The sequence below is a fragment of the Pseudomonas sp. LH21 genome, assembly GCF_036549575.1.
Taxonomy (GTDB): Bacteria; Pseudomonadota; Gammaproteobacteria; order Pseudomonadales; family Pseudomonadaceae; genus Aquipseudomonas; species Aquipseudomonas peradeniyensis.
Genome location: NZ_CP144367.1, coordinates 2,883,643 through 2,906,276, shown reverse-complemented (window position 1 = coordinate 2,906,276; position 22,634 = coordinate 2,883,643). Strand labels below are relative to the sequence as shown.

At 65.8% G+C, this 22,634-nt stretch carries 27 protein-coding genes and 2 pseudogenes; 5 read left to right on the top strand and 24 right to left on the bottom strand.

Annotation, left to right across the window (positions count from 1 at the left end):
- Positions 1-20: 20 nt before the first annotated feature.
- The gene (locus tag VUG52_RS13190) at positions 21-947 is read right to left on the bottom strand and encodes an RHS repeat-associated core domain-containing protein (protein WP_082337736.1); all 927 of its coding nucleotides are present in this window, start codon (positions 945-947) and stop codon (positions 21-23) included.
- A 329-nt stretch (positions 948-1,276) separates the two neighbouring features.
- On the opposite strand from VUG52_RS13190, the gene VUG52_RS13185 reads away from it, so the two are divergent.
- A complete protein-coding gene (locus tag VUG52_RS13185; protein WP_256205988.1) occupies positions 1,277-1,465 on the top strand; it encodes a winged helix-turn-helix transcriptional regulator in 189 nt (62 codons plus the stop codon).
- 549 nt (positions 1,466-2,014) lie between these two features.
- Here VUG52_RS13185 and VUG52_RS13180 read toward each other — a convergent pair.
- The 20 genes and pseudogenes from VUG52_RS13180 to VUG52_RS13085 form a co-directional block, all read right to left on the bottom strand.
- Positions 2,015-2,200 (bottom strand): annotated as a pseudogene (locus VUG52_RS13180) (RHS repeat-associated core domain-containing protein); the annotation flags it as partial.
- Positions 2,201-2,472: 272 nt separating this feature from the next.
- Positions 2,473-3,324 carry a CsgG/HfaB family protein gene (locus tag VUG52_RS13175; RefSeq protein WP_186735546.1) on the bottom strand — a complete coding sequence of 284 codons (852 nt, stop codon included), beginning with the start codon at positions 3,322-3,324 and terminating at the stop codon, positions 2,473-2,475.
- 32 nt (positions 3,325-3,356) lie between these two features.
- Positions 3,357-3,776 carry a curli assembly protein CsgF gene (locus tag VUG52_RS13170; protein WP_050705917.1) on the bottom strand — a complete coding sequence of 140 codons (420 nt, stop codon included), beginning with the start codon at positions 3,774-3,776 and terminating at the stop codon, positions 3,357-3,359.
- The gene (gene csgE / locus VUG52_RS13165; protein ID WP_050705918.1) at positions 3,773-4,174 is read right to left on the bottom strand and encodes a curli production assembly/transport protein CsgE; all 402 of its coding nucleotides are present in this window, start codon (positions 4,172-4,174) and stop codon (positions 3,773-3,775) included. Before csgE ends, VUG52_RS13170 begins: the two co-directional genes overlap by 4 nt.
- A complete protein-coding gene (locus VUG52_RS13160; protein ID WP_262952473.1) occupies positions 4,171-4,692 on the bottom strand; it encodes a type II secretion system protein in 522 nt (173 codons plus the stop codon). Before VUG52_RS13160 ends, csgE begins: the two co-directional genes overlap by 4 nt.
- Positions 4,667-5,041, bottom strand: a complete 375-nt coding sequence (locus tag VUG52_RS13155) for a type II secretion system protein (protein WP_050705920.1) — start codon at positions 5,039-5,041, stop codon at positions 4,667-4,669. The genes VUG52_RS13160 and VUG52_RS13155 overlap by 26 nt, the downstream gene beginning before the upstream one ends.
- A 5-nt stretch (positions 5,042-5,046) precedes the next feature.
- Positions 5,047-5,520, bottom strand: coding sequence for a type II secretion system protein (locus VUG52_RS13150; protein ID WP_050705921.1), 474 nt, complete (start codon positions 5,518-5,520; stop codon positions 5,047-5,049).
- Positions 5,517-7,394 carry a secretin N-terminal domain-containing protein gene (locus VUG52_RS13145; protein ID WP_331833082.1) on the bottom strand — a complete coding sequence of 626 codons (1,878 nt, stop codon included), beginning with the start codon at positions 7,392-7,394 and terminating at the stop codon, positions 5,517-5,519. Before VUG52_RS13145 ends, VUG52_RS13150 begins: the two co-directional genes overlap by 4 nt.
- Positions 7,391-7,891: a hypothetical protein gene (locus VUG52_RS13140; RefSeq protein WP_331833081.1), complete on the bottom strand. Its 501-nt coding sequence runs from the start codon at positions 7,889-7,891 to the stop codon at positions 7,391-7,393. The genes VUG52_RS13145 and VUG52_RS13140 overlap by 4 nt, the downstream gene beginning before the upstream one ends.
- Positions 7,891-8,442 carry a type 4a pilus biogenesis protein PilO gene (pilO, locus tag VUG52_RS13135; protein ID WP_262952471.1) on the bottom strand — a complete coding sequence of 184 codons (552 nt, stop codon included), beginning with the start codon at positions 8,440-8,442 and terminating at the stop codon, positions 7,891-7,893. Before pilO ends, VUG52_RS13140 begins: the two co-directional genes overlap by 1 nt.
- Positions 8,429-8,971: a PilN domain-containing protein gene (locus VUG52_RS13130; protein WP_050705925.1), complete on the bottom strand. Its 543-nt coding sequence runs from the start codon at positions 8,969-8,971 to the stop codon at positions 8,429-8,431. Before VUG52_RS13130 ends, pilO begins: the two co-directional genes overlap by 14 nt.
- 1 nt (position 8,972) lies before the next feature.
- On the bottom strand, positions 8,973-9,755 hold the full coding sequence (locus VUG52_RS13125; RefSeq protein WP_050705926.1) for a hypothetical protein: 783 nt from the start codon (positions 9,753-9,755) through the stop codon (positions 8,973-8,975).
- Entirely contained in the window at positions 9,736-11,487 is a 1,752-nt protein-coding gene (locus VUG52_RS13120; protein ID WP_262974517.1) for a GspE/PulE family protein, read from the bottom strand. Before VUG52_RS13120 ends, VUG52_RS13125 begins: the two co-directional genes overlap by 20 nt.
- 54 nt (positions 11,488-11,541) lie before the next feature.
- The gene (locus VUG52_RS13115; RefSeq protein ID WP_262952468.1) at positions 11,542-12,075 is read right to left on the bottom strand and encodes a response regulator; all 534 of its coding nucleotides are present in this window, start codon (positions 12,073-12,075) and stop codon (positions 11,542-11,544) included.
- 239 nt (positions 12,076-12,314) lie between these two features.
- Positions 12,315-12,956, bottom strand: coding sequence for a SurA N-terminal domain-containing protein (locus VUG52_RS13110; protein ID WP_262974518.1), 642 nt, complete (start codon positions 12,954-12,956; stop codon positions 12,315-12,317).
- A gap of 21 nt (positions 12,957-12,977) precedes the next feature.
- Complete coding sequence (locus VUG52_RS13105) at positions 12,978-14,552, bottom strand: cytochrome c/ABC transporter substrate-binding protein (RefSeq protein ID WP_082337761.1); 1,575 nt, start codon at positions 14,550-14,552, stop codon at positions 12,978-12,980.
- Between the two features lie 83 nt (positions 14,553-14,635).
- Positions 14,636-15,292, bottom strand: a complete 657-nt coding sequence (locus VUG52_RS13100) for an SCO family protein (protein ID WP_050705929.1) — start codon at positions 15,290-15,292, stop codon at positions 14,636-14,638.
- Entirely contained in the window at positions 15,289-15,942 is a 654-nt protein-coding gene (locus VUG52_RS13095; protein ID WP_186714338.1) for an SCO family protein, read from the bottom strand. Before VUG52_RS13095 ends, VUG52_RS13100 begins: the two co-directional genes overlap by 4 nt.
- Positions 15,939-17,918, bottom strand: coding sequence for a cytochrome D1 domain-containing protein (locus tag VUG52_RS13090; RefSeq protein WP_331833079.1), 1,980 nt, complete (start codon positions 17,916-17,918; stop codon positions 15,939-15,941). The genes VUG52_RS13095 and VUG52_RS13090 overlap by 4 nt, the downstream gene beginning before the upstream one ends.
- Positions 17,919-18,307: 389 nt before the next feature.
- A pseudogene (locus VUG52_RS13085) lies at positions 18,308-18,457 on the bottom strand (DUF3077 domain-containing protein); the annotation flags it as partial.
- Between the two features lie 231 nt (positions 18,458-18,688).
- Here VUG52_RS13085 and VUG52_RS13080 point away from each other — a divergent pair.
- Entirely contained in the window at positions 18,689-19,000 is a 312-nt protein-coding gene (locus VUG52_RS13080) for a hypothetical protein (RefSeq protein WP_050705697.1), read from the top strand.
- A gap of 5 nt (positions 19,001-19,005) precedes the next feature.
- Here VUG52_RS13080 and VUG52_RS13075 read toward each other — a convergent pair whose 3' ends face one another.
- Entirely contained in the window at positions 19,006-20,637 is a 1,632-nt protein-coding gene (locus tag VUG52_RS13075) for an ATP-binding response regulator (protein WP_262952907.1), read from the bottom strand.
- Between the two features lie 107 nt (positions 20,638-20,744).
- Here VUG52_RS13075 and VUG52_RS13070 point away from each other — a divergent pair, with 107 nt between their 5' ends.
- Together VUG52_RS13070 and VUG52_RS13065 are read left to right on the top strand one after the other, a co-directional pair.
- Complete coding sequence (locus VUG52_RS13070; RefSeq protein WP_331833078.1) at positions 20,745-21,359, top strand: response regulator transcription factor; 615 nt, start codon at positions 20,745-20,747, stop codon at positions 21,357-21,359.
- Between the two features lie 112 nt (positions 21,360-21,471).
- Positions 21,472-21,639 carry a hypothetical protein gene (locus VUG52_RS13065; protein WP_156329634.1) on the top strand — a complete coding sequence of 56 codons (168 nt, stop codon included), beginning with the start codon at positions 21,472-21,474 and terminating at the stop codon, positions 21,637-21,639.
- Positions 21,640-21,684: 45 nt separating this feature from the next.
- Here the strand turns inward: VUG52_RS13065 and VUG52_RS13060 are convergent, their stop codons facing one another.
- Positions 21,685-21,906 (bottom strand): DUF6555 family protein, encoded by a 222-nt coding sequence (locus VUG52_RS13060; RefSeq protein ID WP_050705694.1) that lies wholly within the window; start codon positions 21,904-21,906, stop codon positions 21,685-21,687.
- A gap of 104 nt (positions 21,907-22,010) precedes the next feature.
- Positions 22,011-22,220, bottom strand: a complete 210-nt coding sequence (locus VUG52_RS13055; RefSeq protein WP_050705693.1) for a general stress protein — start codon at positions 22,218-22,220, stop codon at positions 22,011-22,013.
- A 223-nt stretch (positions 22,221-22,443) separates the two neighbouring features.
- Between VUG52_RS13055 and VUG52_RS13050 the strand changes: the two genes are divergently transcribed.
- Positions 22,444-22,569 carry a hypothetical protein gene (locus tag VUG52_RS13050; protein WP_256205992.1) on the top strand — a complete coding sequence of 42 codons (126 nt, stop codon included), beginning with the start codon at positions 22,444-22,446 and terminating at the stop codon, positions 22,567-22,569.
- The last annotated feature ends 65 nt before the right edge of the window (positions 22,570-22,634 follow it).

Below are 22,634 nucleotides of genomic sequence, written 5' to 3'. Positions count from 1 at the left end.
CAGTCGATTAGATGGATGGCTCAAAAAGGGGCTTCTTTAGATCTAGGCAAGACGACTTGCGTGTCACCTTCTCTCAGAGATCGGACCGCTATTAAAGGATATGCAGGTTCCCTTATAACAACTTCCATCTCTCTACGATGAGAAGGGTATTCGGGAAGCTGGCCAAAATTAAAGTCTCTCCCCTGTTTAAGGCGCGCCATATTTTCGACATACACACCATACAAACCAGGCGTCTTACCCTTAACATCCCGAATATAAGCACCAACAAATCCAGTCAGATATTTCATCACCGCAAGATAAAAACCCTGACCAAAATCTGGCTCACCACCCAAATTACTCCCGATGAATTTCGGATCCAGGCCCAATTTCAGGCTGGCACCATTCTCTATCGAACTAGCATGAAATCCAATCAAATCCCAGCCCTTTGGTGTATGGCCTTGGGCTGGGCGATCAGTTAGCGAAGGTAATGAGTTGGATCTTGTTCTAGGTACACCTGTCACTTTGTAGGTACCCATAACAGCCTGCCTATACCTATCAAAGTTAAAACTCGTTGACGAGGACCGCTTGGGGGCGTGCCCGCTCGCGTCTGTTAGATTTACCGGGTCTCCCATACAGTAACTATATGCATTCAAACCACCCGAATCGAACGGACTGATGTCATCCGGCGAATTGAAACGCATCAAGTTCACACAGAACATCCTATAACCATTACCCAGCATGTAATTTTTGATCAAGCGATCTACTTTCTCACCATTGAATCCGAGTAACCCATCCCCCTTTTGGCAATGGCCATACACTGTGTAGGTGGAGGCCTGAAGCGAATGGTGCGAATTCATCCTACCGAGTACTGTTTGCGACTTATCCACGCTCAACAAAACCATCCACCCTCCTTTCACACTGTTACCGGACGAAAAATCTTTAACACTACATTCTGCCACCGTTTTCATTACCAAACGCGCCACGTAGTGTCAGCAGCAAACCTGCTCACACTCAACACTAGCGCATCAGTAAATCGTATCGACAACGTCGCCCTACGCCAACCATTACAGACAAGCGTCAAACCTACCACTGACATAATTGCTAGTTGTCATATTTTGCATCTGCGCTACCCAAGCAATTATATTGTCTTGGGGGACGTCGGCGTGCTTTCAGGTTATACAACTGCTTCAGCCTCCTAGACCCTATACGAAATGTATTTGCACTCGCCCATTCTGCGTTGAAGCATGGCCGACAGCACGCACAGCGGCGCCGTGAAATCGCCGGTGTCTAGCAGAAGGTGCTGTCGCAGCCCCTGAAGAAGCTCGAGCGCGACGGCCGGGTGGAACGCCAGGTACACCCGGCCGTGCCGCCCACCGTCGAATACGCCCTGACCGAACTGGGCGCGACACTGGGTGGCACGGTGGAACAACTGGCGCATTGGGCGGAGTCGAACATGCCGGCGATTGAGAAAGCGCGGCGATGCTAGGACGACCGGTAGGATTGGACCTTCGTCCAGAAATGACCATTAGAATCCACACATTTCCTTAAGCCTTATGTTGCAGCTTAGTTGCTCCGCGCTCTCCCTCAAAACAATAGCGCATCTGGCTTCTTACTTTCGCCCCCATCGAACAGCACCAACAACAAGCTAAGCAAATTCCCTATACCTGCCCGTCGGAAGCTTACCTTCAGGGAGCCCGGACGATGGGTAAAACTCTATTCGCTCTTCAACTACAGACGTTATAAATAATGCTTCTTCATTGATCACTTTGTAAGAACCCAACATTTCGCTCCTAGGTGGCTCCGCTACTTTAATCCCAGACTGACTTGCAGTTTGTTGCGGCAACACATTTGCCGAGACTCCAGATGAGGTCATATCCTGGCCAATACCCTTCGAATTATACCTTTCAGACACCGCCGACCTTAGGTGCACTCCCTCGCCCGGTTTACGCCCACGCATAACCTTCGCAGTTTGAATAGTAGAGGGAACTGCGGAAGAAGCAGATAGAATAAGGCCCTTAAAATTAACTGACAATAATACGTGCCCCGCTGGATCACTCTGGCAAACTGGATTACCCTCACAATAGGCATAGGAATTCCCCCCCGACCCCAAAGGGGCTGAGGCTATCTGGAGAGCTGAATCTCATCAATGTCGAATATAGGCCCGATAACCATTACCCAACAGATAGTGGCTACCCATCGCCTCACGAAGCTGTCCGTTGAACCGCGTATCGACTTGCACAATTCGGGTTGTAACGGTCATGACGCACCTCCCTGCGACGTCACTGCACAATCACCTGTGGATCAGCAGACCGCAACTGGCAAATCTGCCAAGTGTCCGTCCTCCCCTTGTGGGGCCTTGTGCCGCGAAACGGCGGCGCAGAAATTTCAGGATCTCAGTGTCGATCAAAGATCGCCGGGGCCGCTGTGCGGCCATTTCCGGCCGGTCCGACGCCTCGGCAAAGCCGCTCCTACAGAGAAGCGCGTAACTGCGACTTACGGCTGCTGATACTGACTCAGGTACTTGTCCAGCACCGCCTTGTCCCCCGCCCCATCCCCCGCCACCTGCCACAACCGCCGCTCGATCCCCTGGGCCAGCAGGTGGCCCACCGCGGCTTCGATGGCCGACAGCACGCACAGCTGCGCCGGCTCGTTGGTGGTGTAGCCCACCTCGGCCTCGAGCAGCTTCTTGAACTCGATGAACTTGAACACCCCGGCGTTCTGCCCGACCGAGTAGATGGTCTTGCTGGTCATCACGTTGGCCAGCACCTGGCCGGTGCGCACATCCACCGCCCGCAGGTTGACCGTGACCTGGTCGACCCGGTACTCGCGGGACAGGCCGATGCCCAGGTAGCGGGCACCCTCGCCGCCGCTGCGCACATTGGTGTCGTAGGCGATGATGCCGCCCTCGAGCATCAGGTTGGCCGCCTGCAGCGGCGGCAGCTCGCCCTGGATGTTTTCAGCGACGTCGGGCTTTTTCTGCGAGGCGCGGATGATCTTGCGCTCGGTCAGCAGGTTCTGCAGGCCCTCGCGCTCCAGCACCACGAACCAGCCGCTGGCGTTGAGCGCGTCCATCAGCATGCTCGCCGCCCCCTGGGTGACGCTGGTGGAAAACGAACTGGCCGGGGTCGGCTTGTATTGCCCGGTCTGGTCGCGGAAGCCGTACACCACCGCCATCAACCGGCCGCGCGGCCGGGGCATGTTGACCAGGTCGTAGTAGGTCGAGGCCCGCGGCGTCAGCGTCGGGGTCTCAGGGTCCTGTTCGGCGGGCATCGGCTCGCGCAGGCCGCAGCCTGGCAGGCTACCCAGGGCGGCGAGGACCAGCAGTGTGCTCAGCAGGCGTTTCATGGCGTTCTCTCCCCAGTAAAGACCCGTCCCTCTCAGGGGTTCAGGCCGCTGACCTCAATGATCGAGACTTCCCCGGTGGCCCGGTCGGTGACCTTGATGCTCAGCGCCCCCGAGTCGTCGATGACGTCGATCAGGAAGGCGTCGGTGGACATGCTGCCGGTGTTGCCGTTGCTGATGTTGTCCAGCAGCTGCCCGAGCAGGCGCGACTCGAGCTGGTTGCTGAAGCGCTCCAGGGCCGAGGTGCCGGCGAACGCCGAGCTGCGGTCCTTGAGGTCGGGATCGTCGTAGTCGTTCTGCGCCTGGGCGTTGTTCAGCAGCCAGGTGCCATTGATCGGGTTGCCGCCGAAGGACGGGTTGACCGGGGTGTACACCAGCTCCGTGGCCAGGGCCTGGCCACCGAGGCCGGCGGCCAGCAGGCAGGCGGCGATGCGTCGCGCAAGGTGGGTGCTCATAGCTCGTCCCTCTCAAGATCAGTTGTGTCCTGCAGCAGTCGTTGCAGCTTGCGCTGGACGATCTGCTGCCTGACCAGGTCGGCGGCCGCGATGGCCTCGTCGTTGAGTTGCGTGGTGTTGGGCGGCAGGAAACGCCGGTACAGCACCTCGCGCTCGTACTCCACCGTCACCAGGCTGCCCCAGCGGGCATCCGGGCGCTCGCGCACCACCAGGTTGAAGTCGAGGCGGCTGGTGGCGCGCAGCCGGTCGCTGAAGGCGTGATAGAAGTCGTGGCCGATGTGCGAGATGGTGTTGTCGACGATAAAACCCATCATCTCGTCCTCGGCACCCGCCCGGGCCTGGCCCTGCAGCAGCGCCAGGCACAGGCACAGGCACAGCAACGTGGCCAGGCGTTTCATGGCGCCTCTCCCGGGCCTGCGTGCTGACGAGCGCCGCCGGCGCTCTCGACAAAGGCCTGCTCGGCGACGAACTGCCAGTCGCTGTAGTGCTCCAGCCCTTCGAATGCGCTCCACTGGGCGTCGAAGCCACTGCGTTTGAGCGGCGTGGCCTCGGAGCGGCTGTACACCCCGGTGATGCGGCCATCGATCGCGCGCAGCAGGCCCCACTCCTCGCCACCGCCGACAGGGTCTGGGTAAAGCCTGCGCAGGTGGCGCTGCGGCGCCGGGAAACGGTTGTCCTCCACCAGCTCGCCCAAGTCCTGCGGGTACTGGGCCAGGCCCGGCGAGGCGCGGTAGTAGCTGCGCAGGGCCTGGGCGTACTGGCCGCCCACCCACAGCAACTGGCGCTCGCGCTCGCGCTGCACGCTGGTGGCCCACAGGGTGCCGGTGGCCGCCAGGGCCACACTGCTGACGGCGATCAGCAGCAGCACGCCCAGGTAGGTGAAGCCGGTTTCACCATTCGGCATAGAGGCTGCCATCACGCGCCCTCCCGCTGGCTCCGCTTTTTATATCCGCCACCCCACCGGCCACGCCCTCGGGCGGTGGCACCAGCTGCCAGGCATCCCGGCGTTCGGTGATCGGGTCGACCGGGGTGTTGCGCAGGTAGCGCTGCTCTACCAGCTGGTCGAGGGAATCGGGGTAGTGCCCGGTGTCGCCGTAGTAGTGATCCAGGGCCTCGCGCAGCACCGCCAGGCTCTGGCGCAGGGTGGCCTCGCGGGAGGCCTCCAGGCTGTTGAAGTAGCGCGGCATGGCGATGGTCATCAGGGTGGCGATGATCGCCATCACCACCAGCAGCTCGATGAGGGTGAAGCCCTTGCTCGCTTTCATCGCCGTCACCATTGCCCGTAGGGGACGTTGTTGAGGCCCTTGCCGGCGGCCGTGGAATAGACATCGAACACGTCCTCGCCCTCGCGCGGGCTTTCGGCCGCGCTGTCGTAGGCGCGCAGGCCCCAACCACCCTGGTCGTCGGCCTTGGCGGCGCGCAGCGGGTCGTGGGGGATGCGCCGCAGGAAGTAGAACTTCGCGCCCTTGGCGCTGCGCACATCGCGCACGCCGTCCACCAGCACCTGCAGGTTCGGCGGATAGCCGCTGCCGTTCAGGCGCTTCTCGATGTAGCCGGCGTCGAAGGCGCGCTTGTAGGCATCGATGGCGTCACGGATCTGGTACAGGGCCTCGCGCAGCTGCTGCTCCTTGCCCCGGCGCACCACGGTCTCGGTCAGTGGCGCGGCCATGCTGGCGAGCAGCCCGAGCAGCGCCAGGGTCAGCACCACCTCGATCAGGCTGAAGCCCTGCTGGCGGCGTGTCATGGCCGTGGCCTCGGGCCGGCCGGCACCACCGCCATCTGCCCTTCCACCAACGGCGCCTCCTGCGACTTGCTGCCCGGCACCTCGGTGGGCACGGCGCTGGCCGGCACCGGCTGGGCCAGCTGGCGCACCTGCAGGGCCGACTCGGTGCCGGTGGCGAACTCCATGTCCGACGGGCTCTGGTACGGCAGGTTGCGCACGATGCGCGGGGTGATCGCCAGCACCAGTTCGGACTTGCTCATGTCGTCCTTGTTGCTGCCGAACAGCCGGCCCAGGCCGGGAATGTCGCCCAGCCCCGGGATCTTGTTGCCGCTGGCGTTGTGGTCGTTGCGCACCAGCCCGGCCAGCACCTGGGTCTCGCCGTCGTGCAGGCGCAGGCTGGTCTGGGCGTTGCGGGTGTCGACCTGGACCGGGATGGTGCCCTGGCGGGTCGCCTCCAGGGGCGTGGCGTTGCTCACTTCCAGGGCCACCTTGATCGCCACTTCGTTGTTCAGGTGCACGGTGGGCTGCACTTCGAGCTTGAGGCCGACGTCCAGGTAGGTGACGCTCTCGGTGATCACCGGCCCTTGGGTCGAGGGCACCGAGGTCGCGCTGATGATCGGCACCCGCTGGCCGATGTGGATGCGCGCCTGCTCGCGGTTGCTGACCCGGATCACGGGGCTTGCCAGGGTGTTGATGTCCTTGTCCTGGGCGTTGATCTTGGCCTGTGGCGCCGGCGAGATGCTGATGCGGCTGGAGTCGATGCCGCGCAGCTGGTCGAGCACGCTGACCGACTTGCCGTCGCTGGTCAGCACGCCGAAGGTGTTGGGCCATTGCAGGCCGAGGTCGAGGATGCGCGAGGTGGCCACCTCCATCACCTCCACCTCCAGCACCACCTCGGGGTTGGACTGGTCCTGGGACTGCAGCAGCTTCTCGGCCATGCGCACGGCGTCGGGGGTGTCGCGCATGGTCAGGGTGTTGAGGCGCTCGTCGACGAACACGTCACGGGTCTTGAGCATGGTCTTGACCATGTTCAGCGCGGTGTTGGCGTCGATGCTGGTCAGGTAGAACGTACGCATGACCAGTTCCTGGTAGTCCTTGGTCTTCTGCGGCGAATCGGGGTAGATCAGCAGGGTGTTGTCGTTGACGATCTTCTGGCGCAGCTGGTTCTGCTCCAGCAGCAGGGCCACGGCGTCCTCGATGCGCACCTCGCGTACGAAGATGGTGGCCTTCATGTCCGGGCGCAGGTCCTTGTCGAAGATGAAGTTGATCCCGGCGACCTGGGCCAGCACCTCGAAGATGGTCTTGAGGTCGGCATCGCGAAACTCCAGGGTGACCGGGCGCTCCAGCTTGCTGCGCAGCTGCGGGTACGGCGTGGCGGTGCGCGCCTGGACGTTCTCGATGTCGCTGCGCAGGGTCTGGCCCTTCTGGTTCTGCGGATCCAGGCGCAGCACTTCGCGCATGTAGCGTTCGGCGCCGAACAAGTCGCCCTGGCGCAACGCCGCCTGGCCGAGGGCGACGCGATCATCGAGGGTGCGGATCAGCTCCAGCTGGCGGATGCCTTCCTGGGCGCGGCGGTTGTTCGCCTCGATGGTCAGCACCCGGCCGTAGCCCATGCGCGCGCCGGCGAAGTCGTGGCGCACGCGGTCGCTGTCGGCCTGGGTCAGCAGCGCCTCGACCGCGGCCTGGCGGCCGTGGGCCAGGGCGATGTTCAGTTCGGTGTCGCGCGGGTCCTCGCGCAGGGCCTCTTCCAGGCGGGCGATCCCGGCCTCGTACTGGCCTTCCTTGATCAGTTCCTGGCTGTCCTTGCGCGCGGCGCTCGAACCGCATCCGCCGATGGCCACGCACAGGGCCAGGAGCATGAACGGCGCAGGCTTGCACAACTTCGACGATTTCATGGTGCGCTCCCGACAGACAGGGTCTGTGGCTGGTGCAGTGGCAGGTAGACCAGGCTCAGCTCGGTGGCCGAGACATGGTCCAGACGGTAGGTGTCATCGATCACGTCGCCCTGGCGCACGACGTAGAGCTTGTCGCCGCTCTGCAGGAAGATCTGCAGGTCGTCGCGCTCGCCCATGCGACCGATGAAGCGAAACGGCAGCGTCGGGGCGGTGGGCGCGGCGGCCACCGGGGCGGTGATCACGGGTTGTTCGCTGACGGTGGCCAGGGCCTGGGGTGGGGACCATTGCTGGCTGGGGAACAGGTCGCGTGAAGGGCTGGAAGCCTCATCGCGGGGCAAGCCCGCTCCTACTGGGACCGTGGATGCTGCGTGGGAGCGGGCTTGCCCCGCGATCGGGCCAACCTCCTCCTCCACACCAAACCAGTGCCCCGGCGCCCACGCCAGCGCGGCGCTCAACCCCAGGAACCCGGTCCACATCACCGCACGCTGAGTGTTCATCACGACCTCGACAGGTAAAGGGTCATGCGCACACGACCGGTCAGTTCCCGGTCACCGATCCGCTTGCGCTGCAGCTCCAGGTCTTCCAGCACCAGGGTCGGCAACTGGCCGAGCAGCGCTTTGAGGAAGCCGCGTATTTGCGGGTAGCTGCCGCGCACCGGCAGGACGATCTGGTAGCGCGCCAGCTGGGTCTTGGGGTCCACCCCAAGGGCGTACTCACCGCGGGACAGGCTGATGCGCTCGGCGCTGGCCAGGTGGTACAGGCGCTCGATCAGCTCGCTGGCCTCGGGCTGGCCGGGCAGCTGCTGGCGCAGTTCGTCCAGGGCCTGCTGCTCGGGCCGGACCTGGACCTTCAGTTCGCCGCGCGCCAGGCGCTGCACCTGGGCACTGGCGTCGGCCTCGCTGGCGCGCAGTTCGCGCACCACCTGCCACTGCGGCAGCACCCCGGCCAGGGCGACGGCCAGCGCCAGGGCACCGACCAGCACGGCGGCCAGCCCTGCCCGGCCCAGGCGCCGCAGCGCTTCATGGACGATCAGGCTAGGGACGCGCATGGCCGGTCTCCCAGGTGGCGGTGAGGTTGAAGCGCACCGGATGCTCGGCCTGGCCGGCCAGCACTTCATGGTTTAGCAGCGACACGTCGGACAGCTCGCTGCTGCGCTCCAGGCGCTGGTGGTACTGCAGCATCGCCTCGAGGTTGCGCGCCTCGGCGCTGATGCGGACCTGGCCCTTGCGCGCGTCCGGGGTGAGGCTGAGCAGCGCCACGTCTTCCTGGGGCATCGCCTCGAGCATGGCGAACAGTTGCTGCCAGGGCCGCTGCAGCTGCTGCGAGACGCTGCGCATCTGGGCCAGGCGCTCGGCCTGCTCGCGGATCACCGCGCTGCTCTGCACGGCGGCAGTGGCCGGGCGCCGGCCGAGCTTGAGTTCGAGCTGATGCACGCGGCCTTCGAGGTCCACCTGCTCGCTCACCAGTTGCTGCTGGGCCAGCACCAGCACCGCCAGCACGGCACCACCCAAGGCCAGCAGCGACCAGGCCAGGGGGCTGCTGTGGCGGGGCTGGAATTCCAGGTCGAGGCGGCGCATGTCAGGCCACCGCCCGCCACATGGCGCACAGCGGATCGGCCTCGGCGCTCGCCGCGCACAGCTGCACCGCCGCCAGCTGCGAGGCGGCGGTACGTCCCGGCGCATGCAGGTACACCCGCGGCAGTTGCTCGCCGTACAGCTCGCAGGTGCGCTCGATCAGCGCCTGCAGGGCCTGGTCGCTGTCGGCGCAGCCCTGGGCCAGCACCTGCTGCCAGGCGCCGCCGGCGGCCAGCAGCAGCACGCTGCGGCGTGGCTCGGCGAGCACGAAGAGGAAGTCGCCCTGGGTCAGTTGCGCCGAGCAGCGGTTGTAGGCGGCCATCAGGTACGGCTGCACCGAGCGCAGGCTCAGTCGGCTTTCCCGGCCCAGGGCCTGCAGGCCCTGGAGCAGCGCCTCGGGCAGCGCGGTGGCGATGCGCGCGGCGCCCGCCGGCTCCGGCGACAGCACGATGCGCCAGTCATCCAGGGTCTGCCCGTAGAGATGCTCGAAGCAGGCCCGGGCGTAGCTGTCCAGTTCGCCCGGGGTGCCGATGGCGTCGCTCCAGGGCACCAGGCAGAAGCGGCTGTAGCGGGCCGAGAGCAGCACCCGCAGTTGCGCGCCGCGTGCCGGGTGCTCGCCGAGTAGGCCGGCCAGGGCCTCCAGGGCCGGGGCCCAGGCCGGCTGAGCGGCTTCGCAGTTGAAGGCGCGGCTGCCCAGCCACTGGTGTTGATGACCGTGCCAGCGACCCAGGCCGACACCCTCGGCGCCGAGCACGGCGCAATACCGATCAGGCGATAAATGTGACACGGTTGATCTCCTCGAGTGTGGTGCGGCCGTCGCGAACCAGGTCCAGGGCCGAGGCGCGCAGCAGGCGCAGGCCGCGTTGGCAGGCCAGCTGCTTGATCTGCGCGAGCGGGCGGCGTTCGACTATCATCTGCCGCAGGTCGTCGTCCAGGTGCAGCAGCTCGGCGATGGCGTTGCGCCCGCGGAAGCCACTGCCACGGCACTGGCCGCAACCCTGGGCGCGCACGAAGCGCCAGCCGGCCACTGCGTCACGGGCCAGGCCCGAGGCGGCCAGCAGTTCGTCGTCGGGCTCGCAGGGCACCGCGCAATGCGGGCAGGCCAGGCGCACCAGGCGCTGGGCCAGCACGGCGTTGAGCGCCGAGACGAAGCTGTAGGGGTCGACCTGCATCTGGCTGAAGCGGCCGATCACGTCGAACACGTTGTTGGCGTGGATGGTGGTGAACACCAGGTGCCCGGTGAGCGCCGACTGCACGGCGATCTGCGCGGTGTCCGGGTCACGAATCTCGCCGACCAGGATCTTGTCCGGGTCGTGGCGCAGGATCGAACGCAGGCCGCGGGCGAAGGTCAGGCCCTTCTTCTCGTTGACCGGGATCTGCAGCACGCCGGGCAGCTGGTACTCGACCGGATCCTCGATGGTGATGATCTTGTCGACGCCGTGGTTGATCTCGCTGAGCATGGCGTACAGCGTGGTGGTCTTGCCGCTGCCGGTGGGCCCGGTGACCAGGATCATGCCGTAGGGCTCGCTGGCCAGGCGGCGCAGGGCGCGCAGGGTGTGCTCTTCGAAACCCAGCGCCTGCAGCTGCACGCCGCTGACCTGGTCGGACAGGTCCTGCTTGTCCAGCACCCGCAGCACCGCGTCCTCGCCGAAGATACTTGGCATGATCGAGACGCGAAAGTCGATCTGCCGCTCGCCGATGGCCACCTTGAAGCGCCCGTCCTGGGGCACGCGCTTCTCGCCGATGTCCAGTTCGGCCATGACCTTGATGCGCGAGATCACCTGTTCGGCGAAGGCGCTGCCGCTGGCCTTGCCGGCGCCGTTGAGCACACCATCGATGCGGTACTTGATGGTCAGGCCCTGGCCGGTCATGCCTAAGTGGATGTCGCTGGCGTGCAGCTTGAGGGCGTCATACAGGGTCGAGTTGACCAGTTTGACCACCCGGCTCTGGTCTTCGCTGATGCTGGTCAGCGACAGTCGCTGCAGCGGGTCGGCCTCGCCGCCGGCCTCACTGTCGTGGCCGAGGGCATCGACGGCGTGGAAGCTCTCTTCGTGGCGGGCCAGGAACGCGGCCAGGTCGGCGGCGTGGACCAGGTACAGCGGCGCACCTTGCAGGCAGTCGTCGATCCAGGCCAGGCGGGCACTGTCGAAGGGGTCGGCGAACACGCCGACCCGCTCGCCATCGTGCTCGACCAGGGCAAATTCGCGCTTCAGGCATTGCGCCAGGCTGACCTGGTCGAAGGCCGGGGTGCAGGCGAACAGGGTCTGGGTGGCGAGGACCGGGTAATGCAGGGTGGCGGCCAGGCGCTGGGTAAAGGTGGCGGGCGTGTCGCTGGAGAGACGCTCCAGGCAGGCCAGCAGGCGCTCTTCGCCGGCTTGCTGGCGGGCCTGGGTCAGGAGATCGCGGGGGTAGCCAGCAATCGCGGGGCAAGCCCGCTCCCACGAGTCCGTAGCCAGTTGCGTGGTAGCGGGCTTGCCCCGCGATTGCTCCAGTGGATCTGCATCGAATGCCTGGGACATGGCCTGCGACTCCGCTCAGGGGCGGCGCCGCAGGCTGGGGGGCCTTGGGCGCCGCTATTCCCCGGTGAGCAGTTGATCGTCGTCAGGTTCGGGAGGCTTGGCGCCGATGCGTCGGCGGTCGGCCAGGACCCAGCTGCCATCGAACAACTGCAAGGGGAACGACTCGTTCCTGTTCTGGCGTCGTTCGACGAACCCCGCGGCTGGCTGGTCGGTGCTCCTGCGCTGGCGCTCGATGCCCATCAGGTCGAAGACGGCGCGGGCCAGTTCCATCAGCGGGAACGGCTTGAACAGGACATGGGTCACACCCAGCTCGGCGGCGCGCTCACGGACCTCGGCGGTCGGGTGGGCGGTGATCAGCACGAAATGACACGACCTGTTCCTGCGCACGGTCTTCAGGACCTGAAACCCCTCCATGTCGGGCAAGCGGTAATCCAGCACGATCACGTCCGGTGCCAGGCTCTCGGCCTGATCGATGCCGCTGGCACCGTCATGGGCGAGATGGACCTCCAGGCCTTGCGCCTGCAGATACGCTTGCAGGTTCTGCGCAAGGGTCTGTTCGTCATCGACTACCAATACTCTGTTCACCAAGGTCCACTCCCATGAACTGCCCGGTTTCCCGGTCTGCGAAGTGCGGCCTTGTAGAGGCTTGAGCAGGCTTCGTGCCAGGCATGAAAAGTCATTGCGCACCGCTTCCAAGTCATTGATATCGTTGTTGCTTTCAATCCACTTCAGGCCGTGCTGGCAAGCCGTCCCCCACAACCGGGGAAGCTGATGGCACTTTGCCTTTGGGGCATTCCCCAACAGTGGGGAAACGCCCCGGCGCCGCTTCAATCGGCGCGCTCCACTGTAGCGGAATCACGCAAACGTTGGCGCACTGCTTGCCGCGCCTGGGCCTGCAATTGCGCGACGAGCGCAGCCCTGGCCAGGCGCAGGCCGTATTCAGGTAAGACAGAAGTATTATCACTTTGGTTCTGCATCCCTTGCAGTCTTTGCCGATTGGCCTGATGGAAGGCCGCGACCTCGGCTTCGCTGGGCTCGGCCACCGCCGTCAGACGGGCGTAGACTTGCTGGGCGGCCATCTCCTGACGAGTGTAGTCAGCGAAGCTGCGCCGATCGAAGCCCGCCTCCTCAAGGCGGCGCTCGAACACCGCGGGGCTTCCGAAGGCCGCCTCCACCTCGCCGACCCGCGCCGTCAACTGCGCCTCGCTGATCTCGACACCCTGGCGCTGGGCCTCCTGCCACAGCAGTTCCTTGTCGATCAGCTCGTCCAGGGCCTGCTCGCGCAGGCGCTGGTACAGGTTGGGGTTGCGGATGCTCGCCACCGCCCGCCCCTGGGCCTGGAGGTATTCGCTGAAATAGCGCTCCAGGCGCAGCGCGCCGATGTCCACGCCATTGACCCGAGCCACCGGTGTGTCGGCGTGGCTTGCCAGGGCAAGCAGCGACAGCAGGCAGGCAATCAGTACGCGCATGGTCATCCACTCCTGAAAGGGTCATGGTGAGTCCGGTACCGGACGATACGGCGCCACCTCGACATAGCCCGGGCCCGGCAGGCTCACCGCCACCACATGGGCGCCGGCCATGCCCTGTCGACGTCCGGGGCCGAAGCCCAGCAGCGGCGTCAGGCCGGTGTCAACGTCATGCAGCTGTTCCAGGGCGCCGAGCAACTGTTCACGACTGGCGTCGCGCCCCACCTGTTTCAAGGCTTCGACCAGCAACTGCCAGGCGCACAGCGTGCTCACCTGCAGCGACGCCTGGCGCGGCTCCAGCCCCTGGCGCTGCTGCACGCCGGCCAGGGTCGCCCGACCTCGGGCGGTCCAGTCGCCGGGCACGAACGGATAGGCCAGCAGCACCCGCCGCGACCAGGCCGGTGCCAGCCCCGGCACGGCACCGGCTACCTGGCTCGACACGGCCAGCAGGTAGGGGTTGCGGCCGGCGGCCTGCAGGCTGGCGGCCAGCTCGGCAAACGCCTGGGCGCGCCCCAGGAAGACGATGCCCTCGCCTGCCAGCGCCTGGCCGGTGAACGCTTGCGCGGAGACGCCGGTAAAGCCCAACTGGCGCAAGCGCTGCTGTACGACCTGCGCCGCCGCGGCCTGGTCGTCACCGGCATAGATCACCTGCACGGCATCGGGTGCCAGGCCAAGGCTGTCGCGGGCATGCAGGGCCACGCTGAGCAATTGCTCGGGCACGCCCGGCAAAGGGTCGAACACCTGGGCGCTGCTGCCACTGCGTGGCGTGGCGCCGATCAGCGGCAGGCCCGCCTGTTCCAGCTGGCGACTGTCGAGCAGCGGTGCCACGGGCGCAATCAGGGCGAAAACCCGCTCTCTGTGTATCAGCTTGTCCAGCGCCTGTGCGGTACTGGCCGGATCCGGTCCCGGGTCCATCACCATCAGCTGCAAGCGACGGCCATGGATGCCCCCCGTCTGGTTCAGCTGGGCGATGCCATCCTCCAGCACCGCCCTCACCGTCCGCCCGGCCTCGGCCAGCGGGCCCTGTTCGGGGAGCAAGGTGCCGAGGCGCAGGGTGCCCTCCTCCACGCCTGGATCGCGGTCCTCGCCCAGGCGCTTGAGGTAGGCCGCCAGGTTGCGCTGGTCGGCCAGGCTCAGTTCGAAGCGCGGCATGGCCGGGTCCAGTCGATTGCCGGCGGGGTCGATGCCGCTGCGCACGACCCGCGCCAGGCTGGCTTCGGTATAGGCCGGGTAGCGTCGGTTGTTGACCTCGCGATCGCCAGGGCCGAGGGCCAGGCGCTGCCAGTCCAGGCTTGGCGGGCGCACGCCGCCCTCGCTGCGACCGCGCCCGTCGTTGCCGTGGCAACTGGCGCAAGGCAGCACGCTGGCCGGCACGCTCATGTCAGCGGGGCCGACCCGGGCCAGCAACTGGGCGTCGCTGCTGGAAACGCCTTCGCGGTAGAGGCGTTTGCCGGCTTGTTCGTGGTCGGTGAGGTCCAGGCCCAGAGCTGGGGTGCATAGCAGCCACAGTACCAGCCACAGTGCCCCTGTAGGAGCGGCCTTGTGCCGCGATCGGGCGCGCAGCGGCCGCCATGACAGGCGATGGGGTATATCAGGCATATCGGCGTCGCCTGATTTACGGCCGCTTGGCGCCCGATCGCGGCACAAGGCCGCTCCTACAGGGGTCGGCAAGTACATGGTAGTCACCGCCCCGCCAGCGGCTGGGCCAGCAGTTGCATGCGCTGGGCAATTGCCGCCGGTGGCGCGTCCGGACGGATCTTGCTCCAGCGCTTGCCTGCCACGTCGCCGGCGATCAACTGCGTCGAATGCTGCTCGGGGCTGGGCAGGAACTGCCCCAGGCGCCCGAGCACCAGGTCGACGCTGGCCTTGTCGCCGGTCAGGAACAGCCAGTTCGGCCCGTCCACCCCTTGCTTGCGGGCAAACGCCTTGAGCACCTCGGGCGTGTCGTTCAGCGGATCGCTGCTCACCGAGACGAAGGTCACCTGCCCCGCAAGCTCGGCGCCCATGGCCTCGCGCACCTCGCGCAACTTGCGGGTGATCAGCGGGCAGGCGTCGTTGCAGTGGGTGAAGATGACATTGAGCATCACCACCTTGTCCTTGAGCACATCGCTGTAGAAACGCAGCTCGCGGCCGTCCTGGTCCGTGAGCACGGTGTCGGTGAACCAGGTCTGGGCATCACGGGTACCGCCGCCGCTGACCATGGGCTGCGGCGCGGGTTGCGGCGCCGGCGCGTGGCCCTCGTGGGCGAACGCGACCGAGGCGAGGATCCACAGGCAGCCGCCGAGCACCAGCCAGTCGAGACTGCGCATGCCGGCATGGCGGGAAGTCTGCGCGCTCATGGCCGCACCTCCTGGCCGGCGATGGCCGTGCTCTTGGCGTGCACCCGGCGCGCACTCAGGCGGTTGATCTCGCCGATCAGCACGTTGGGGTCGGTGAAACCGTAGTAGCGCGTCCAATGCCCGCTGCGCCCGTCACCGACCAGGATCAGCGGCGGGTGCTCGCTGAGGTTGGCGCTGAAGCTGCCCAGCCCCTTGAGCGTCTCGCTTATGGCATAGGGCGAGCCGGTCAGCCAGCTCCACCCCGGCCCGTGCTGGAACGCCCGGGCATAGCCGGCCAGGCGTTTCGAGTCGTCGCGCTGCGGGTCGACGCTGATCGACACCAGGCGAATCTCCTCGCCCACCCGCCCGCCCAGCTGCTGCTGGACCTTGCTCATGATCGACGAGACCACCGGGCACACCGTGGTGCAGCTGGTGTAGATGAAGCCCATGACCACCAGGTGATCCCCCACCAGGTCCTGCTCCAGGCGCACCGGCATGCCGTCCTGGTCCAGCAGCGCCACATCGGCGAAGCGCACGCTGGCCTTCTCCTGGCGCGCGGCCGGTGGTGGCTCGGGCTGGCCGCCGTGATCGTGGCCGGCGTGGGCCAGGGCCAGGTTGCTGGCCAGCAGCAGGCTCAGGCCCAGCAGTTTTCCGCCATGCAGACGCGTCATCGCACACTCCTGGCTTCCCCTTGGGAAGTGCTGGGCTTTGCTGCGCTCGGCAGGACGCGCAGGCTGGTGTAGTTGTCTTCGGTGAAGGCGCGCCCGAGGCTGGGCGACTGCACGTGCAGGTACCAGGCGCCGGCCTCGGCCAGCTCCAGCGGTGCCTGGTAGAGCCCGTCGCCCACCTCGACCAGCGCCACGTCGCGCGGCAGCGACGAAGGCGCCAGGAAGTAGCGCAGGCTCAGGTCTTCAAGCCCATGGCGCGGCTTGCCGTCCTCGCCGAGGATGCGTACCTGGGCCATGTAGTGCGCGTGTTGCAGCAATGGCCGCGCGGTGCCGATGAACTCGGCGTGGGCCCGCTTGCGCAGGCTCGACTGCGGCAGCGCCGCGACCTCGGTGCTGAAGCAATGGATGATCTGCGGCTGGTTGAGCAGGAACGCCACGTCGAAGGTGCCGGCCGCTGGCAGCTTGACCGTCGAGCCATACACCCCCGGCGCCACCTCGCGCAGGCTGCGGTCGATGACCAGCGCGGCGCGCGCCTGGTGGCCGCGGTTGTTGTAGCCCGACATCGGCGCGTTCATGCCCTCGGCGTAGAAGTAGGTGGTGTTGTCCACCGGATTGACCACGAACACCGAGTTGTCGTCGCGGGAAATGCTCACCCCCTGGGCCAGCGGCAGGTCGCCGGCCTGGCGCGGCGCCGCCGGACCGGCCTCGAAGCCCTGGACGATCGGCGTGCGCCCCTGCCCCAGGCTCGCCAGGTTGATCATGCTCACCTTCGGCGAAGCCAGGCCGCGCACGTAGGCGTAGGCCTTGGTAAAGGTCAGCTGGTAGGGCTCGGCGGCCACCGGGATGCGGTGGATCAGCTGGTCGGTACTGGCATCGATCACCAGCGCCTGGTTCTCCAGGGTGTTGAGCACCACGCCGTAGCGGCCATCGTGGCTGAAGCGCATCGGCCCCAGGCCCTGCTCGGCCTTGACCGTGTGGCGCAGGCTATGGCTGCGCGCATCGATCACCCGTACCGTGCCCTCCTGGCCATCGACCACGTACACCGCCTGCGACAAGGGCGAGTAGGCCACCGACAGCGGATGCGGGCCGACTTCGAGGGTTTTCACCAAGCGCATCTGGGCGGTGTCGATGACGCTCAGGGTGCCGCCGTCGCGGTTACTGACGAAGGCGAAGCGCGAATCGGCACTGAAGGCGATCTCGTGGTGGCCGGAGCCGGTGACGAACGACTTGAGCATGGTCCGGCTGGGCACGTCGATCACCGTCACCCCGCCCTTGGCCGGGTCCTGGCTGTTGTTGCCCACCCACAGCAGGCGCTGGTCGGGTTGCAGCGCCACCCGCAGCGGCTGCTCGCCGGCCTCCAGGGTGGCCACGCGGGTGAAGGTCTCGGTGTCGATCAGCGCCACCTGGTTGCGTTCGGGGATGGACACGAACACCTGCTTATCGTCACCGGTGGCCACCCAGTCCATGGGCCGACCCGGCAGGTCGATGCGCGCCAGGGTACTGGTGACCCCGCCCACCGACACGGTCGGGTCGATCACGGTGAGGCTCGCGTCCTTGTTCAGCACCAGCAGGAAGTAGCTGTTCAGGTCGAGCAAAGGGCGAGCGCCGATGCTGCTCTTGAGAAACAACGCCACCCGCGCCTTGCAGCTGCTGTCGCGGTCGCCGACCGGCGCCGACTGCGCAGGGTCGAGCCAGGCGCCGGGGGCCATGCCCGACAGCGGCTGGCCGCTTGACTGGTCGCTGACCTTGAAGCGGATGTTGGCAAAGTCGCCCTCGCGCAGTTCACCGCCGCCGAGGGGGCGCGCCTCGAACTCCACGGTGACGCCGTCGCGGCTGAGCGTGTGCAAGGCCTGGGGATCGGCGGCCTCCTGCAGCAGTTCGCGGGGGTCGCACCAGAGCTTTTCGTAGGCCACGCCGAGGCCGATCAGCGCGGTGCCCAGCAGCAGGCCCAGGTAGGCTGGGCGCAGCTTGCGGTTCATGCCCGCGCTCCGCTGACGGGGATGGGCGCGCACGGAGCAGCGCCTTCGAGCGGGATGACCATGCTGCACCTCCACGGGGCTCAAGGGTTCTGTGGAGGGTGGAAGCAAGCGTTATGCCATCAATAAAATTGTTTTGAATCAGTGCGTTGGAGAAACAAGCGGAGAGTATTGGGGAGGCTGCCCCAAAGACGGGGGCGCTTTACGCCCCTTTTCAATGCTTTTGCGTTTTTTGGACTATGGCCGCTTCAATTCAAGATTGCCGGGGGCTGCTTTGCAGCCCTTTCGCGGCACAAGGCCGCTCCTACAGGAGACCGCGTGCCCCTGTAGGAGCGGCCTTGTGCCGCGAAAGGGTCGCAAAGCGACCCCGGCGATTCCTAGCCGGTTGAGGCTTAATGCGCCATGCCCAGTTCGGCATCGTCCATCAACGCCTTGGCCAAGGCGCTGAGATAGTGAGCGGCCCAGACCATCCGTGGGTCGCTCTCCATCACCCCGACCAAGGTCAGGTGGCGCACGTCCGACGTCAGCCTTGCAGCGCTCTTGAGATCGAGCGCTGCAAGGTTTGTGACGGACACATGGTGGCCCTCACTCGGTCAATGGTCTGGCGCCCCAAGACCTTAAAAGACCCAATACTAAAGGCAATATGCCACCTCGCACATCCGCCCTACATCGCCCCACGCCCCCCGGCGCTATAGTCGGCCCATCGCCCTATCGCCAGTCCCCTTCCTGGCAGTAGTGCGCAGTACCAAGAACAATGCCAAGGAAGCAACGCGATGATCCCCATGTCCTTCCCCTTCAAGTCCCTGTTCCTGCTCGCCGGCCTCGCTGCACTGGCCGGTTGCCAGACCGCCAGCCCCAGCGCCGACACCCTCAAGCAGCGCACCGAGGTCACCCTCGGCGTGCCGGTAAGCAAGGTCAGCAACCTGCGCAGCGACTCCAACACCACCTACTTCACAGCCAGCACGTCCAAGGGCCAGTTCGACTGCCAGGTGCCCAGCGGCGGCCTGGTCGCCGTGGCCGGCATGGGCATCTACACCCCTTCCCCCACCTGCTGGAAGGAAGGCCAGGCCCCCGTCTTCCAGTGACACCCTCAAGCGCCGGCCTGAACCGCCGGCGCCGCTGCCGTCTCGCGCAGGGCGCGCAACGCCGCACGCAACTCGGCAGGCCGCACCGGCTTGGCCAGCACCGCAATGCCCCGCGCCTGCAAGGCGCCCTGCAGCCTGTCGATGTCGTGACCGGTCATGATCAGCGCCGGCACATCGGCGCCGCGCTGCGCGCGCAACTGGTCGATGCAGTCGATGCCGGTGGCCTGCGGCCCCAGGTCGTAGTCGGCGACGATCACATCGCAATCACTGACCAGCCCATGGGGCGAACTTTCGGCCTGGACCTCGCATCCCCAGCGTTGCAGCAGGGCACTGGTGGCCTGCAGAACGTTGTGGTCATCCTCCACCAGGCAAACCCGCAGACCGGTAAGCAGACCCGCCTGCAAGGCTTGGTCGACAGGGGTTCGCGGCACCTGGGCGGGAGCCTTGGCCAGCCCTTGCAGGATCACGCTGGTGCCATGCCCCAGGCGCGAACGCAGGCTGACCTCCAGGCCCATCAACCGCCCCAGGCGCTTGACGATGGCCAGGCCCAGGCCGACCCCCTCGACATCCTTGTCGCGCGCCTCGCGCACCCGGTAGAACTCCTCGAACACCCGGCCCTGGTGCTCCTCGGCAATCCCCCGACCCTGGTCGCAGACGACGATGGCCAGGCCCTGCCCGCGAGGCCGCACGCCGATCAGCAGCGGGCGTCCGGCGGCATACTTGAAGCTGTTGGACAGCACATTCTGCACCATGGTCGCCAGCATGCCCGGGTCGGCGCGGATCCAGTGACGGCTGGGCACCAGGCGCATCTCCACCCCGGCCCAGCGCGCCGCCTCGCTGTTCTGGCGCAGCAGCTCGCGCAGGAAACCGTCCACGGCGAAGGTCTCCCATTTCGGCTGCACCCGGCCGTTGTCCAGGGTGTACAGGTCGAGGATCGAGCGGAACAGCTGCGAGACGTTGAGCAGCGAGCGGTCGATGCTGTCCACCAGGCGCCGCTCCTCGTCGCCCAGGCGCGCCTCGCGCAGGCAGGCGGTGAACAGGCCGATGGAGTGGATCGGCTGGCGCAGGTCGTGGCTGGCCTGGGCCAGGAAGCGGGATTTCTCGCGGGTCGCGGCCTCGGCCAGGGCCGTGGCCTTGCGCGTGCGCTCCAGCAGCAGGTGGGCGTAGAACGGGATCAGGGTGCTGGTGGTCAGCAGCATCGGCAGCAGGAACGGCTGCTCCTGCCAGTAGGGCGTCAGCCGCCACACCACCAGCAACGCGCCCAGGGCCAGCACCGTGGCGATGGCCAGGTAGCGCGAACCGAAGCGCATGCCGTTGCCCAGGTTGATCCACACCATCACCGCGTACAGCGGCAATGCGGTCTCGCCGCCGACCACCAGGCCGAAACAGGTACCGGTGTAGTCGCCGAGCATGCCGAAGATCCGCCGCGCCGGGTAATGCCCGGGCCAGCGCTTGATGGCCTGGCGCAGGCCGATCGACACCACCACGAAACCGGCATAGTAGAGCAGTACCGGCAGGTAGGTGGCCGGCGAGCGCCCCGGCAGGAAGCCCAGCAACGCCACGTAGCTGATCGCGCAGGAGGCGACGATGATGCGCAGGTTGGCTTGGTCCAGTTCGTTGTTCTTCTCGAACCTCATGGGGTAACGTCCTTGTGCGCCAGTCGGCGTTTGCGGCAATCATCATGGGAAAATGCCGCACCTGACTGCTAAATTAGCATGTGTCGGACGACAGGGAGTTCCTCGACGTGAGTTGCCGCATCATCGTGGCGGACGACCATCCGCTGTTCAGGGAAGCCATGGTCAACACCGTGCGACGCATCCTGCCCGACGCCCAGCTGGAGGAAGCCGGCAGCCTGGCCGCGGTGTTGCGCCTGGCCACCTTGGGCGCGACGCCCGACACCCTGATCCTCGACCTGCGCTTTCCCGGCCTTACCTGCATCGGCCGCCTCGCCGAGCTGCGCCGGCAGTTGCCGCGCACCACACTGATCGTGGTGTCGATGGTCGACGATCCGCAGGTGATCTGCGAAGTCATGGCCGCCGGCGTCGATGGCTTTATCGGCAAGAGTGTCAGCCCTGCGGAGATCGGCGCGGCCATCCTCGCCATCCGCGCCGGCGAGGTGGTGGTCAACTACCTGCCCAGTGGCCTGCTGCCGCAATTGGGAACACCCAGCGAGCTGGAACAACTCACCCATCGCCAGCAGGACGTGCTGCGCCTGATCGCCCAGGGCAAGACCAACAAGGAGATCGCACGGGCGCTGAATATCTCGCCGTTCACGGTACGTATTCATGTGTCTTCGCTGCTCAAGACCCTCAACGTACCGACCCGCACGGCGGCGGCGGTGAAGTATTCCGGGAACTGAGGGACCGCTTGTCGCCAAGGATCGGATGAAATAGACCTTCCCATGCCGCTGCACGATCCCAATTCACGAGGAGCGGATTATTCCGCCTCACGCGTTGAACGAGGATGCCGACATGAACGAGAAACATTGGATGGGTGGTGGTGACGTGCAGAGCGATTGGCCGGAACTGGAGCCTGACCGACGCAATGACCAAGCCGACGACCCGGATACCGATCCCAACCTGAACGAGGAAGAGAATCGCCCCGGTGTACCGGCCAGTGATCCGGAATCCGGGGCTTGAAGACTGCCCGCTCCCAAAGGGCCGATACCTTACCGAAGGAGCGGGTCAGACCCGCCAGTGCACATCCGTGATGCCATGCCGCTCGGCCATCGGCCGGCTGACCTTCTTGATCTTTTCCCGCCCAAACTTCGGGATGATCCCCAACCCCGCGTCGCAACTGGCCCAGTGCCAGGCCTCGGCGTTGTCCATGTGCTCCTGGCGGATGATGAACCGCCGCGGCTCTCCGTGCAGCCGATATTCAATGGTAAATAGCTGGGGACTTGGCATTGCCGCTGGCCCTCCTCTTCTCCATGGATGACTCTCTGACTGATCGCGGTGCTCCATGAAAATTCAAAAAAATTGTCCGACACTGTGAAGGAAGGGCCAGCCTGTTACGAACCGCTGCCGCCCCCATGGCTGTTGCGACCGCCCTTGCGGCCCGCCTCGGAGGCGCGAGCCCGGTCATTGGCGAAGTTACCGCCTGAATTGCGGCCGCCCTTCTGACCTGCACGGGATGCCCGCTCGCGATCATTGGCGAAGTTGCCGGGATTGGTTTGCTTGGTGCCGCCGCGCCGGTCGGTCTGGTCTGGGTCACGAGCCATGACGTGTCTCCTTCTACGTATTGGTTGGACGTGGCAGACAGTGCCACCGTGCAACAGTTATGAGTTGTCGCGATTCGCGACAACTCACTCATTCTCGTAATGCTCTGACCAACGGCGATCAGCGTGCGAGGTGCGTGCGCTCAGCAACAGACAGATCGTTTGCACTTATTCGCTTCGCCTGCGGTCACATCACTGAATACATTCATCGAATAACGGAGTCGCCATGCCCTTGACCCGCGCCTGCCAACAGCTCGCCCTTGAGCCGAATCGCCGGCTGTTCACCAGTGCCTGCCAACTCGACCATGCTGCCTTTGCGCTGATCGAGGACAACCGCTCGTCGCCAAAGTGACCAGCAGCTTATAATCTGCGCCCAGTGCCCGGCGATTCGCTCAGGGCCATTTCCCGCTCCGTACA